Source organism: Actinoplanes awajinensis subsp. mycoplanecinus (genome assembly GCF_001509495.1).
Taxonomy (GTDB): Bacteria; Actinomycetota; Actinomycetes; order Mycobacteriales; family Micromonosporaceae; genus Actinoplanes; species Actinoplanes palleronii.
In genome coordinates, this window is sequence record NZ_LLZH01000315.1 from 39496 (window position 1) to 51149 (window position 11654).

Genomic DNA, 11654 nt, shown 5'->3' on the forward strand with positions numbered 1-11654 from the left:
GAGCTTGGACGCCACCCCGGCGCCTTTCGGTCGGCTGATCTCGTTGCGTTACGATCTGGGCGTCGCGTGCCGGTGGCAGACCGTGTCAGGCATGGAGGCGCCCAACCGAGGGAGACCGACGATGTTGACGTCGCATCCTTCGTCTTCGCGTGACTGAGCGCGAGACGACCAGGCTCGTCGCCTGGAGCCATGAGCTTCGCCAGGTGCACGTGCGCCTGCGCAAAGCGCTTGAACTCACCCGCACTGCGGTTGCCGAAGGCCGATCCGCGGACGCGGCAACGCGTGATCTGATGCTGTTCTGCCACGGGTTCTGCGCTGCACTTGATGGGCACCACCGGGGTGAGGATGACCTCCTGTTCCCGGCGATCAAGGCGGCCCACCCGCAGTTGGCGCCCGTGCTCCGCAACCTCACCCAGGACCATTCGATGATCGCGCACCTGCTCGGCGGACTGCGGGCCGCGGTGGATCGGGCCGCACCGGTCACCGAGGTGGACCGTCACCTCGAGGGCGTCGCGGCCATCATGGAGAGCCATTTCCGGTACGAGGAGCGTCAGCTGCTCAGCGTGCTCGAAACACTCTCGCTGGACGTGCCGCCCGAGGAAGTCCTGGGTCCGCTCTAGGCAATCGCGGCCCCGCACCGGCGGGCCACCCCCACATCAGCGATTACGGCACATCGCGTGGCGTCGTTGGCAACAGCGTGAGGTTTCACGCGAGCTGCTGGAAGCAGGTCGTCGCTTCTGGGAAGCTCGCGGTCCCGCCACACAGCCGGACCGCATGACCTTGATGGCCGAGGCGTTCAGCTCGGGGATCCGACCTCCACCACGGACCGGGCGCGATCATCTTCGACATGGGCCCATGACCGGCATCGTGCTGGTCGTGGGCGGCACCTGATGGGGTCATCGGGTGAAACGCGATCACCGGCGGGGACCGGCGGCTGCCCGGGCTTCCAACGCCCGCACCACCGCGGCCATGTCCTCGCCGCCGTAACCGGCCCGGTCCGTCTCCGCGAGCAGTTCCCGGCAGACCGCCAGCAGGGGTGACGCGCTACCGGCCCGTTCGGCGGCCTCGATGATCAGCCGGTTGTTGTACCACACGTCCCGGACCGCCGCCTGCACCACGAAATCACGGTCGCGCAGCTTGCGCCCCTTGACCCCGGACACGGCGCTCGCCATCGGCCCGGCGTCCAGAACGGCGAGCAGCGTCCCCTGATCGAGGCCGTGCCGGTCAGCGAAGTGGAACGCCTCGGCGAGCCCGGTCACCATGCTGATCAGGAACGTGTTGACGGCCAGCTTCATCAGCAGCGCGCCGGGTACCGAGCCGCAGCGCACGATCTCCTTGCACATCGGCCGTAGCAGCGCCTCGATACCCGGGTTGCCGCCTGCGATCATCACCACCAGGTCGCCGGCCTCCGCGGGGCCGCGCGACCCGGAGACCGGAGCCTCGACGTACGCTCCGCCGGCTGCCGTCACCTCAGCGGCGAGCCCGGCCGAGTACACCGGCGCGGTCGTGCCCATGTGCACCAGCGTCCGGCCGGCCACCAGCCGCGCGAAGGCGTCCGTTCCACGCTGGAGCACGCCGTCTATGACGATGTCGTCGGCCAGCATCACGATGACGGTCTCGGCTTTGGCGAAGACCTCGGCCGGGTCGGCGGCCACCAGCGCCCCGGCCGCACGCAGTGGCCCGGCCCGCTCCGGGGTACGGTTCCAGACGATCAGCTCGGTGCCGGCGCGGGCGAGGTTGAGCGCCATCGGCTGGCCCATCACACCGAGCCCGATGAATCCCATGGTCATTCCTCGACGGTATGACCGGGCCACGCCGAGGCAAGCAGCCAATTCCGGAAGCCTGGCCTGTCCGCGGCGGGAACACCCGGTCGAACACGCTGCCGCAGTCCAGCGCTGCAGCCTGCGCCAGCAAGGTCATCCCGGAGCCGGAAGGCGTGCGCCCAGGGCGCCGCCAGGTGGATCAGGAAACAGGCTTCGCCGTGGAGTCCCAGCGCCAGGCGTGTCCCCGGCTCTGCGGAGTACGGCCGGTGGCGGCCAGCAGGTCGTGCCAGGGGTCGTCGGAACGGTCGGCGTGGGCGAAGATGCGATCCAGGCACGGGGCCACGAGCTGGGCCGGTGCCCGATAGTCGATGTGGTGCGCGCCCAGGATGTCGTGGGTGTGCAGGACCAGTTCGACGATGCCCATCGCGGCCAGGGCCGAGCGGTCCGGGTTACCGTACGGATGCCAGCCGGTGCGGTCGGCGGGCGCGCTGGCGATCACCGCGACCAGAAGACCTCCGACAGCGTCCAGGCAGTCGAGCACCGCTTGTGTTCCGCCCTCTTCCTCGGGCCAGAACATGCACGGGGGTCGTCCGGGGGTCAGCGAGAACTCCATCAGCGGGGTCCAGCCCGGCCGGCGGTGTGTCCCGGACAACTGCATCGTATAGGCGCCGAGGTCGTCCAGGATGTGCGCGATCGTCTCCCGGCAGGTCCAGTCCAGACCGGAGGCCGGCAGCCCCCATCCGTCGTCGGGGATCTGCCGAAGGCTCGCGCGCGCGTGCTCCAGCGCCGCCGAGAGAAGATTGCTGCCGGGACTGTCGACCAAGATCATCATGGGAGTAGCTTCCCAGCCCTTCACGGCTTCGCACCCGGCGACGGCGGGCCTGCGGAGTCGGTGCGCTCGTCCGGCCGTTGCGGTTGCCGTATCGGACTGTCAGATCTCGGAAAGCCTCTCAGTAGTCCCTCTCGTAGCTTGTGCGGTAACGCATCGTCCTGGCCCCCTGGTGCGGGGGCCGGGCTCACGAGGGGAGTGCGTGACTGATGAGATGGAGAAAAGCAGGAGGATTCGTCGCGGCCTGTGTGATCGCGGCGGGGACGGGTGCGCTGGCCGGCGCTGTTCCGGCTTCGGCGGCCGGTGGCGGCGAGGTGCGGGTGTCCGGCTCGCAGCTGCAGTACACGGCCGTCGGCGAGGACGCCAACACGGTCCGGATGGCGATCGGCGAGACCTACGTCTGGTTGAGTGACCTCGTGCTGGTGGTGCCGGGCGCCGGCTGTGAGTACTTCTCCAGCGACCACCGGGCCGTACGCTGCGCGCACGCCGGGGTGACCTCGGCTGCCATCCGGCTGGGCGCCGGCAAGGACGTGTTCGGAAGCCCGCTGGGTGAGCCGTCGTTCCCGTTCTTCGTCGACACCGGTGACGGCGACGACACGGTCTCCGGCGACGAGCGCACCGAGATCATCCACGGTGGGCCGGGCAACGACACCCTGCACGGCAACGGCGGCCGGGACGTCGTCTACGGCGACGCGGGCGATGACCGCATCTCCGGCGGGTTGGGCTCCGACCTGCTGGCCGGTGGGGACGGCCAGGATCAGCTGAGCGGCCAGTGGGGTGACGACCTGCTGTTCGGCAACGCCGGCGACGACGTGCTCGACGGCGGCGACGACGCCGACCTGCTGGACGGCGGGCCGGGTGAGAACACGCTCGACGGCGGCAACGGCGACGACCAGTGCGTGAACGGGCCGACCGTGCAGAACTGCTGAGGTCGTCCCGGGGCGGTCGCCCGGCGATCCCACGGCCGAGCAAGCAGTGTGACGGCTGTGACAACGATCGACCGGGCGACCGTGTCGGCCCGCAGACGTGCCGCCCGGGCGCGGGCCCGGGGTGCTTTCCGGCTGCGGAGGCGGGAGGTTGCCTCGAGTCACGGTTGACGACGCGCTGGCGGGGACGTACTGGCGCTCACCGCACGGTGCCGGTCTCCTGCGCCAAGGTCCGCAGCAGGTCGTCCTGGAACGCCTGGTCGTGAACTGCCGGGTGCGGCTGCCGGCGCTGCTGGTGGTGCCAGTAACCGCCGTTGGTCAGTGCGCGTGGATCGTCGCTGACCGCGAGCCACTCCTGTGTGAGGTGGCCGAGGTCGAGATCGTCGGGGGCGCCGGGCCCGCCCATCTTCGTCGGCACCCAGCCCGGGTCGACGGCGTTGCTGAGCACGTCGGGCCGCAGCCGGGCCACCGCGGCGGCGAGAGCCGTCGCGAACAGCTTGCTGTCGGCGTAGGAGCCGGCCCGTTCGCCCTGCCAGTCGACCCCGGTCAGGGAGGCGCGCCCGCCGAAATGCGAGCCGCTGCTGAGGTAGACGAGCCGGCGCGGGCCGGGCAGCAGGGCGGTCAGCAGGTACGGGGCGACGACGTTGACCGGCATGACGGCCGGCCCGGTGTACACGCCGGCGTTGTGGATGACCGCGTCGACCGGGGTGCCGCCGGCGAGCTCGGCGGCGACGCGGCGCACCGCGTCCCGCTCACTGAGGTCGCCGACCACCAGCTGCGCCCCGCGCTCGACCAGCGCGTTCAGGCTCTCGGCCCGGTGCGGGTTGCGAGCGTGCACGATGACGTCGTGTCCGGCTGCCAGCAGCGTCTGCGCGGCGTAGCGGCCGAGGCCGTCGGCGGAACCGGTAACCAGAATGCGACTCACGAGATGCTCCTTACCCGGCTGACCCGGATGCAGTCGGCGAGTGCGATCTCCGCGCTGTCGGCGACCGCGCGCGGCGGCCCCGGCTTCCGCGCCCGGAGCCGGCCCGCTTCCGCGATCATCAGGCACGCTCGGGCCAGCCAGCAGCCGGGTCCCGTCCGCGACGTCCGGGTGAGGGACTGCTTCGCGGTTGGTTGCTTCAACGACGGATCGACGTGCTCATAGCGGTGTGAAATACCGCACCTGTCGCCGGTTCATCGGAGGAACGTGAACCAGTGGCGGCCGAACTCGAGCGGGCGCGGCGTAGTGACGAGCCGATGAACGCCGACTGACCAGAGCTCGTCCTCCGGCGCGACGAAGGCCACTTCTTCGAAACCTGAGTCCGCGAACCAGCCCCGGATGGACGGCGTGAGGTCGGGCTCGCGTCGGTGACGGGTCCACACCACCTCAGCTCCTGGCGCACAGAGCTCGGGTACCGCTTCGATGGTTGTCCGCACGTCGGCGTCGCTGATGTTGCCGAAGATGCCACAGAGAAGCACCAGGTTGGCGGGCACTGCGTGCGCGTAGATGTCGCTGTGGGCCGCATCGGCCTGCACAACCTCGACTGCCGATGGCAGCGCGGCGGCGGCCTCCCCGGCTCGGGCCGCCAGCCTGGCGTCGTACTCGACCAGCAGGGCGCTGACGCGATCGGCGTCCTTGCGCCCGGCCAGAACGCCGAGCAGGTCACGGCCGTCGCCCGCGCAGGCGCTGATCACGCGCACCGGGTCGGACGTGGTGGCGTCCATGTACCGCTCGATCTGGTCCCGGACAGCAGCGAGCCGATTGCCCAGAGCGGCGTTCGGCCTGGCGTAAGCGTCGTGCCACTCCGACCAGTCGGTACTCATGAAGCGCCGCTCACCAGCCTTCCTCGTTCGTCCGCTGAAGTGACCGATCCTAGTGACACCCGGATCAAGAGATCCAACCCGATCTCTCCATCGGCAACGACAGAGATGAATGGAAGCCGGTGCCCAGGGTGACCGCCGCCGCCACGCCGCTGCCGATTGGGCCGTAGGTGCCCCGCGGGACCAGCACCGGCAGCGCGGCGAGGGCCACGGTGGCCGCGCCGGCGCTGACGCCGACGATGATGCGTCCGGCCAGGAGGACCGGGAACGCTCCGTGTAGTGCGCCCGGCGGGCCGCCGGCCGGTCAGATGCCGAGCAGCTGGCGGGTCACCGTCGTCGCGGTGTCCAGCGGGGCCAGGCTGCGCTGGACCTTGGCCATGACGCTGGTGCCGAGCCAGAGCTGGTACAGCGCGTCGGCGGTCGATCGGGCGTCGCCGGTGAACGGTGAGGATCCGTCGGTGGCGGCGCCGATGATCGCGCGCTCCAGGCGGTCGACGATCTTCGCCGTCCCGGTCTTCAGGGCCAGGCGCATGGGTTCGGACATGTCGGCGACCTCCGCGCCGAGCTTGACCGCCAGGCACTTGCCCTCACAGTCGCCGAAGCTCTGCGAGTCCCGCCAGGACGCGAAATAGGCCAGGATCCGGGCGGCCCAGAGCTGGTCCGCGGCGTTCAGGATCTCGTCCATCTCCGCCAGGTACTGCTCGAAGTACCGCACGATCACCGCTTCGCCGAAGGCGTCCTTCGAGCTGAAGTAGTGGTAGAAGGAGCCCTTCGGCACGCCGACGCTGGAGAGGATCTCGTTGATCCCGACCGCGGCGTAGCCCTTGTGCGCGAAGGAGCGCTCGGCGGCCAGCAGCAGGTCCGTGCGCGTGTCGCGGTTGGTGTTCTTGCCCGTCATATCCCCAGCCTACGCATTGATTAGACCGGTCGGCTTGGGTGGGCGCCCGGGACGCCCACCGCCCGTCGAGGATGCGCCTGACCGGCCGTCTGCGCTCCGGTGGAGGTGTGCTCAGGTCGTACCCTCGGCGGTTTTGCGGGTTTTGCGGCAGATGCCGCGAGCGAGGGAAGAACATCTTGGATAGACGGCTCGTCAGGTGGTGACTCAGCTGTTCAGGGTGGGTCAGGCGCCGGCGGGTTCGCCGAGCAGGGTGAGCAGCACGTCGGCGGCCTCGGCCGACGAGGCGGGGTTCTGTCCGGTGATCAGCAGACCGTCGCGCACCACGTAGGAGCCCCAGTCGGGACCCTGGGAGTAGACGCCGCCCTTGGCCTTCAGCTCGTCCTCGACCAGGAACGGCACGACCTCGGTCAGGCCGACGCCCTGCTCCTCGGTGTTGGTGAAGCCGGTCACCGGGCGCCCCTGCACCAGCGGCGTGCCGTCGGGGTTGGTGACGTGGCGCAGCACGCCCGGCGCGTGGCAGACCAGCGCGACCGGCTTGCCCGAGCGCAGCGTGGTCTCGATGAGGGTGCGCGAGTCGGCGTCCTCGGCGAGGTCCCACAGCGGGCCGTGCCCGCCCGGGTAGAACACCGCGTCGTAGTCGGCCGGGTCGACGGTGCTCAGCACGACGGTGGCGTCCAGCGCGGCCGACGCCTGCGCGTCCGCCTCGAACCGGCGGGTGTCGTCGGTCTGGAAGTCGGGCTCGTTGCTCTTCGGGTCCAGCGGCGGGCGGCCACCCTTCGGCGAGGCGAGGGTGATCGTGGCACCGGCCTGCTGCAGCCGGTAATACGGCGCCGCGAGCTCCTCCAGCCAGAAGCCGGTCTTGCGGCCGGTGGTGCCCAGTTCGTCGTGCGAGGTCAGAACGATCAGAACGTTCATGTCAGGGCCTTTCGTCGCTGCGGCCCGTGTCGGCCACACCCCGAACACTAGACGACTGGTCTACTAGTGGCAAGTTCGGGGCTAGGTCACGCGACCGGGGCATACGGACGGCCTCGGGTCGCCGGCGCGGCCTACGGACCCGGTGGCAGCGCCAGGTCGCTCAGGCGCCGGTCGAGGTCGGCGATGCGCCGGTCGGTGCGGGCCAGGTCCTGCGGGCGGTCGAGCTGTGCGTAGGCGAAGCGCAGGTTCGTCAAGAAGACCGCCGTCCGCTCCAGATAGGGCCGTCGGACCACGTCGATCCGGCCGATCATCGTGAGCGCGTCCTCGTAGCCTCTCGCCGCCGTGTCGTAGGCGTGGTCGCCGGCGAGCGCAGACAGCGCCTGGCCGGCCCGGGCCTCCGCGGCGAGCCAGCGGGCATGCCGGCCACCGTCGCCCCGCGCCGCGGCGTCGGCGTAGCGCAGGGCCTCGGTGAAGTGAGTATCGGCGTCCCGCCAGCGCCGCTGGGTGCCGATCACGCTCAGGCACTGGTCGATCAGACCCAGGCCGAGGTGGCCCTTGAGGTCCAGCAGTGCCGCCTGTGCCGGATCCACGGCCGACCGCAGCGTGAGTGAGCGCCGGTAGTGGTCGGCGGCCTCGCGCAGCCGGCCCGCGGCGGCTTCGCCGGGCTCGCACCGCACCCCGGCACGCAGCGCGTCGGCCAGGCCCAGTTCCGTCCGGCGGTATGCCGGGTCATCGGCCAGCGCCCGCCGGAAATGATCGGCGGCCTCGTCGGCACGGCGGGCACCCTGGGCGCCCACGGCGTTGCCGAGCATCAGATCGACCACCGCGCGCCGGACCCGGTGCGGGCCGGCCGCGGCGAACTCCCGGTCCGCGCTCAGCAGTGCCCGTTCGGCGGCCGGGAAGTCACCCAGCGCGTAGTCGCCGAGACCGCGCAGGAACGCCACCAGCGCGTCCACGTAGTGCAGTGCCGAGTCGGCGAGGCGTTCGCTGACCCGCGGGTTGCGGTCCACCACGTCGAAGGGCTCGGTCAGGCCGATATCGTGCCGGCCGGCGAATTCCGGTGTCTCCCCCAGTGCCCGTCCGGTGACGAGGACACCGACGGACAGCGTCACGGTGTGCGGGTCCGCCCGCAGCATGGGTCGCAGCACGACGTCGGCCCCGTGCTCGCGGGCGACGCGGGTGAACGTGTCATCGTCATCACCCGCATACCGGACCGATCGGATCTGCACCGCCGGGTCGGCCTGCGCCCAGGCCTGCAACCTGCCGCCGAGCACCTGGTGCAACCGCTCGGCCAGACCCGGCCGCTGCTCATCCCCGCCCGGTGCGACCAGCACGACGTTGTAGAGGCCGGTCATCGGTGACGGGTGCTGCCGGTCGCTGGAGCACAACGCGGCGAGCGTGAGCAGCAGCAGCACCGTGACAGCGACGGGCCGTACCCGGCGGGATGCGTGCCGGACGGGAGCCGCAGGTGGCGGCACACCCCGCCGGGAGATGTCGCCCGGCGTGGGCGTGGGCGAGTCGTCGTCGAGCCGGGCCCGGTGCCATCGCTCGCGCCAGCACGGCAGGGCCGCGGCGGTGTCATGTCGCCGCTCGGCGTACGCAAGGCAACCCATGACGTACGCACTGGTCGTCTCCCAGCTGGGCAGCCGGCGGCCGGCGGCCGCCTCGGACAGCGTGCCGGCGGCGCAGTGTGCCAGCCGGCTGAGGTCCCGGTAGGACGGCGTCCCGCACTCGCTGCGCAGGTCGCGCAGGGCCTGCGCCAGCGCGCGCCGCTGCGCGGGGATGGTCGGGGCGAGTGGCGTCTCCTTGCGTCCTCGCCGGGCCGGCGCACCCACGGTCAGTCCTTCGCCGGCGGGGCCTCGGTGCAGAAGACATTGCCCGAGATCCGGCCCTCGACGATCGGGTCGTACGGCATACCCACCGTGTCGCCCAGCGCGGGGTGGCTGACTCCCCACTGATTGAACCCGGTCCCGGGGTCGACCCGCAGTATCGCGTGTCCCGAGCCGTAGGCATCGGTCGTGGCGGGGAACGACGTCTGGTAGTCGTGCATCCGGTACAGGTTGAGCATGACGGTGCGCCCGGCCGGGAAGCCGGCGAGGTAGATGTGCACGTCGTCGCCGGGCTTCAGGCAGCCGCCGGGTCGGTCCAGCCACAACCGCGGGGTTTCGGGATACGTCACCGCGATCGTTGCGGTCGCCGTGCGGCTGCCCTGCCGCGCCGTGATCCGGTAGTCACCGGCCGGGGCGCCGGGGCGCAGCGGATACCGATACTCCCATCCCGACTCGCCGCCGTTGCCGCCGCGCAGGGTCGCCGTGCCGGCTTTCCCGGCCGGCGGCCGGATCGTGAGCGTCACCCGCCCGGCACGGAAACCGTAGACGCAGAGCAGGAACTCGCTCGGGATGACGGGCTCGGCCGCGAGGACGATCTGCGGTTTCGCCCGCTCCCCCGGGCAGTCCAACCCACCGCCGAAAAAGAAGCCGACCTGCCGGGGGACACCCTCCGGCAACGGGCTCGTACGGTCGAACACGCCCTCCGACGGCACCGGCACCTCCGGCGCCGGCGGTGGGGAAGGTGGCGGCGGTGTCGTCCGCCGGGCGGGCGCGGACGTGATCGTCCGCCGGGCCGGCGCGGTCGGAGCGCCATTACGGTTCGGGGCCGGCGGACCGGAGGCAGGCGAGCGCGGTGGCAGGGTTTCGTCGGGCGTCGTCGCCGGCGTGCTCGAGGCTGGTGACGGTGACCGGCCGGCGAGTGGCCGGGATGGAGACGCTGCCGGTGGTCTTGCCGGCGACGCTGCCGGTCGAGGCGTCCCGGCCGATGGTGTTTCGCCAGGACCGCCGAGCACCAGCCAGGCCGTGGCCGGCACGACGGCCGTCACCACACACATGCCGATCGTCCATTGCGTCCGGCCGAAACCACGATGATGCCGCAGGCCGCCCATGCCAACCCCCCGTCGACAAGTCGAGCGCCCTCCATGATGGCCGCCGTCGGCCACCCGCCCGGATGTCTTCGTCGGATGTCGGTCATGTCCGGGCGCACCGCCGCCCGTCCATGGGCGGCCGGGTCGGCGTAAAGGGCTTGCGACCTGGTCTCCTCGCGGTGATGCTTTCCCACTGTCTTGAGGTCCAACGGCGACGAGGGGCACGTGGTGGAGTCTGGCGAGCAGCTCGGTACCTGGGGCTCCGGCACGCACGGTGCGGACGCGTTTCTGCGAGATGGAGTCGTACGAAAGACGTCGGGTCCTTGGACGCCTGCGGTTTTCGCCCTACTCACGCATCTCGAGCGGGATGGTTTCGCCGGAGCGCCGCGCGTGGTCGGCGACGGGTACAGCTTCGTTCCGGGAGAGTCCCCGCACCCGCACGCCTGGTCGGACGAGGCCGTGGGCGCGGTAGGGATGCTGCTGCGCGGCCTGCACGACGCCGCGGCGACGTTCACGCCGCCCGCCGATGCGGCGTGGCAGAGGAACTGGCTACGTGACCTCGGTGGCGACGACATCGTGATCGGACACTGCGATCCCGGCCCATGGAACATCGTCGGTGAACACGGGCGACCCGACGCGTTCATCGACTGGGAGTTCGCCGGCCCGGTGGACCGGCTGTGGGAACTCGCCGAGACGGTATGGCTGAACGCGCAGCTCGTCGACGACGACGTCGCCGACATGCAGGGCCTGCCCGGCCCGCTCACCAGGGCTCGTCACGCGCGAGCGATCGTTGACGGATACGGCCTGCCCCGAGCTGCGCGCGACGACCTGGTCGATCGGCTCGCCGACGTCGCGATCCACAGCGCACGCCATGAGGCGGTCGCCGCAGGCGTGACCGTCGACAGCACCGCGGCGATTGCCGACAACGGCTATCCCGTCCTGTGGGGCATCACGTGGCGAGCGCGAAGCGCCTCGTGGATCGCGCGGAACCGCAAAATGATCCGTCGGGTCCTGCTCGAGTAGCCGGCTGCTCGTAGCTGGTGCTCATGGCGCAGGCGCCGTCTGGGCCACGGTCGACCGTGGCCCACCCGACACGAGCTGCGGACGACCGCAGAGTGAGCGCCGAGTGTCCTCGTTGTCCACCTCGGCGGGCGGCGCCAGCATGTCTGAGCTGGCCCGGTCACGCACGGGTCGGGGAGCCGACCCGGCCGGCTCCCCGATTCCGCTGTCCGGTGGTTCAGGTGATGGCGGTGGCGTCGTTCCAGCCGGTGCCGACCTGGTACCGCTCACCGAACGTGCTGGTGCCGGTCTTGCCGGTGTTCGGATAGACGTAGAGGTTGCCGTCGGGGAACCGGGCCAGGATGTCGACGTGCCCGTCACCGTTCAGATCCGCGACGCTGATCGCGGTGGCGTCGTTCCAGCCCACCCCGACCTGATACCGCTCACCGAACGTGCTCGTGCCAGTCCCGCCCATGTGCGGGTAGACGTAGAGATTGCCGTCCGGGAACCGGGCCAGGACGTCCACACGCCCGTCACCGCTGACATCCGCGGCACAGATCGCCGTGGCGTCGTTCCACCCGATGCCCACCTGGTAGCGCTCACC

The 11654-nt window shown here is 71.0% G+C and carries 13 protein-coding genes; 3 read left to right on the forward strand and 10 right to left on the reverse strand.

Going from position 1 to position 11654, the window contains the following annotated elements; all coding sequences use genetic code 11:
- The first annotated feature begins 149 nt into the window (after nt 1–149).
- Nucleotides 150–620, forward strand: a complete 471-nt coding sequence (locus tag ADL15_RS41135) for a hemerythrin domain-containing protein (protein WP_067703838.1) — start codon at nt 150–152, stop codon at nt 618–620.
- A gap of 294 nt (nt 621–914) precedes the next feature.
- Here ADL15_RS41135 and ADL15_RS41140 read toward each other — a convergent pair whose 3' ends face one another.
- Both ADL15_RS41140 and ADL15_RS41145 read right to left on the reverse strand, forming a co-directional pair.
- On the reverse strand, nt 915–1790 hold the full coding sequence (locus ADL15_RS41140) for an NAD(P)-dependent oxidoreductase (RefSeq protein ID WP_067703841.1): 876 nt from the start codon (nt 1788–1790) through the stop codon (nt 915–917).
- A 172-nt stretch (nt 1791–1962) separates the two neighbouring features.
- Nucleotides 1963–2595, reverse strand: coding sequence for a DinB family protein (locus tag ADL15_RS41145; RefSeq protein WP_067703844.1), 633 nt, complete (start codon nt 2593–2595; stop codon nt 1963–1965).
- 206 nt (nt 2596–2801) lie between these two features.
- Between ADL15_RS41145 and ADL15_RS41150 the strand changes: the two genes are divergently transcribed.
- Nucleotides 2802–3521 (forward strand): calcium-binding protein, encoded by a 720-nt coding sequence (locus tag ADL15_RS41150; RefSeq protein ID WP_083972414.1) that lies wholly within the window; start codon nt 2802–2804, stop codon nt 3519–3521.
- A 196-nt stretch (nt 3522–3717) separates the two neighbouring features.
- Here the strand turns inward: ADL15_RS41150 and ADL15_RS41155 are convergent, their stop codons facing one another.
- From ADL15_RS41155 to ADL15_RS41190, 7 genes are all read right to left on the reverse strand, one after another.
- Complete coding sequence (locus ADL15_RS41155) at nt 3718–4443, reverse strand: SDR family NAD(P)-dependent oxidoreductase (RefSeq protein ID WP_067703850.1); 726 nt, start codon at nt 4441–4443, stop codon at nt 3718–3720.
- 251 nt (nt 4444–4694) lie between these two features.
- Nucleotides 4695–5324, reverse strand: a complete 630-nt coding sequence (locus ADL15_RS41165; RefSeq protein ID WP_067703856.1) for a class I SAM-dependent methyltransferase family protein — start codon at nt 5322–5324, stop codon at nt 4695–4697.
- 301 nt (nt 5325–5625) lie between these two features.
- Nucleotides 5626–6219 carry a TetR/AcrR family transcriptional regulator gene (locus ADL15_RS41170; RefSeq protein WP_067703859.1) on the reverse strand — a complete coding sequence of 198 codons (594 nt, stop codon included), beginning with the start codon at nt 6217–6219 and terminating at the stop codon, nt 5626–5628.
- 222 nt (nt 6220–6441) lie between these two features.
- Nucleotides 6442–7134 carry a type 1 glutamine amidotransferase domain-containing protein gene (locus tag ADL15_RS41175; protein ID WP_067703862.1) on the reverse strand — a complete coding sequence of 231 codons (693 nt, stop codon included), beginning with the start codon at nt 7132–7134 and terminating at the stop codon, nt 6442–6444.
- Between the two features lie 131 nt (nt 7135–7265).
- Entirely contained in the window at nt 7266–8969 is a 1704-nt protein-coding gene (locus tag ADL15_RS41180; protein WP_067703865.1) for a hypothetical protein, read from the reverse strand.
- Between the two features lie 2 nt (nt 8970–8971).
- Nucleotides 8972–9661 (reverse strand): hypothetical protein, encoded by a 690-nt coding sequence (locus ADL15_RS41185; RefSeq protein ID WP_157441941.1) that lies wholly within the window; start codon nt 9659–9661, stop codon nt 8972–8974.
- 115 nt (nt 9662–9776) lie between these two features.
- Entirely contained in the window at nt 9777–10016 is a 240-nt protein-coding gene (locus ADL15_RS41190; protein WP_067703870.1) for a hypothetical protein, read from the reverse strand.
- 425 nt (nt 10017–10441) lie between these two features.
- Between ADL15_RS41190 and ADL15_RS41195 the strand changes: the two genes are divergently transcribed.
- Nucleotides 10442–11074: an aminoglycoside phosphotransferase/choline kinase family protein gene (locus tag ADL15_RS41195; RefSeq protein WP_198171249.1), complete on the forward strand. Its 633-nt coding sequence runs from the start codon at nt 10442–10444 to the stop codon at nt 11072–11074.
- A 214-nt stretch (nt 11075–11288) separates the two neighbouring features.
- On the opposite strand, the gene ADL15_RS41200 is transcribed toward ADL15_RS41195, so the two are convergent.
- Nucleotides 11289–11654 (reverse strand): FG-GAP repeat domain-containing protein (locus tag ADL15_RS41200; RefSeq protein WP_198171250.1); only part of this gene is annotated, 366 nt, incomplete at its 5' end.

Bases quoted from the DNA above. Each gene is read 5' to 3' on its own strand.
- ADL15_RS41165 (WP_067703856.1), bottom strand. From the start codon at position 5,324: ATGAGTACCGACTGGTCGGAGTGGCACGACGCTTACGCCAGGCCGAAC.
- ADL15_RS41145 (WP_067703844.1), bottom strand. From the start codon at position 2,595: ATGATGATCTTGGTCGACAGTCCCGGCAGCAATCTTCTCTCGGCGGCG.
- ADL15_RS41175 (WP_067703862.1), bottom strand. From the start codon at position 7,134: ATGAACGTTCTGATCGTTCTGACCTCGCACGACGAACTGGGCACCACC.
- ADL15_RS41170 (WP_067703859.1), bottom strand. From the start codon at position 6,219: ATGACGGGCAAGAACACCAACCGCGACACGCGCACGGACCTGCTGCTG.
- ADL15_RS41140 (WP_067703841.1), bottom strand. From the start codon at position 1,790: ATGACCATGGGATTCATCGGGCTCGGTGTGATGGGCCAGCCGATGGCG.
- ADL15_RS41150 (WP_083972414.1), top strand. From the start codon at position 2,802: ATGAGATGGAGAAAAGCAGGAGGATTCGTCGCGGCCTGTGTGATCGCG.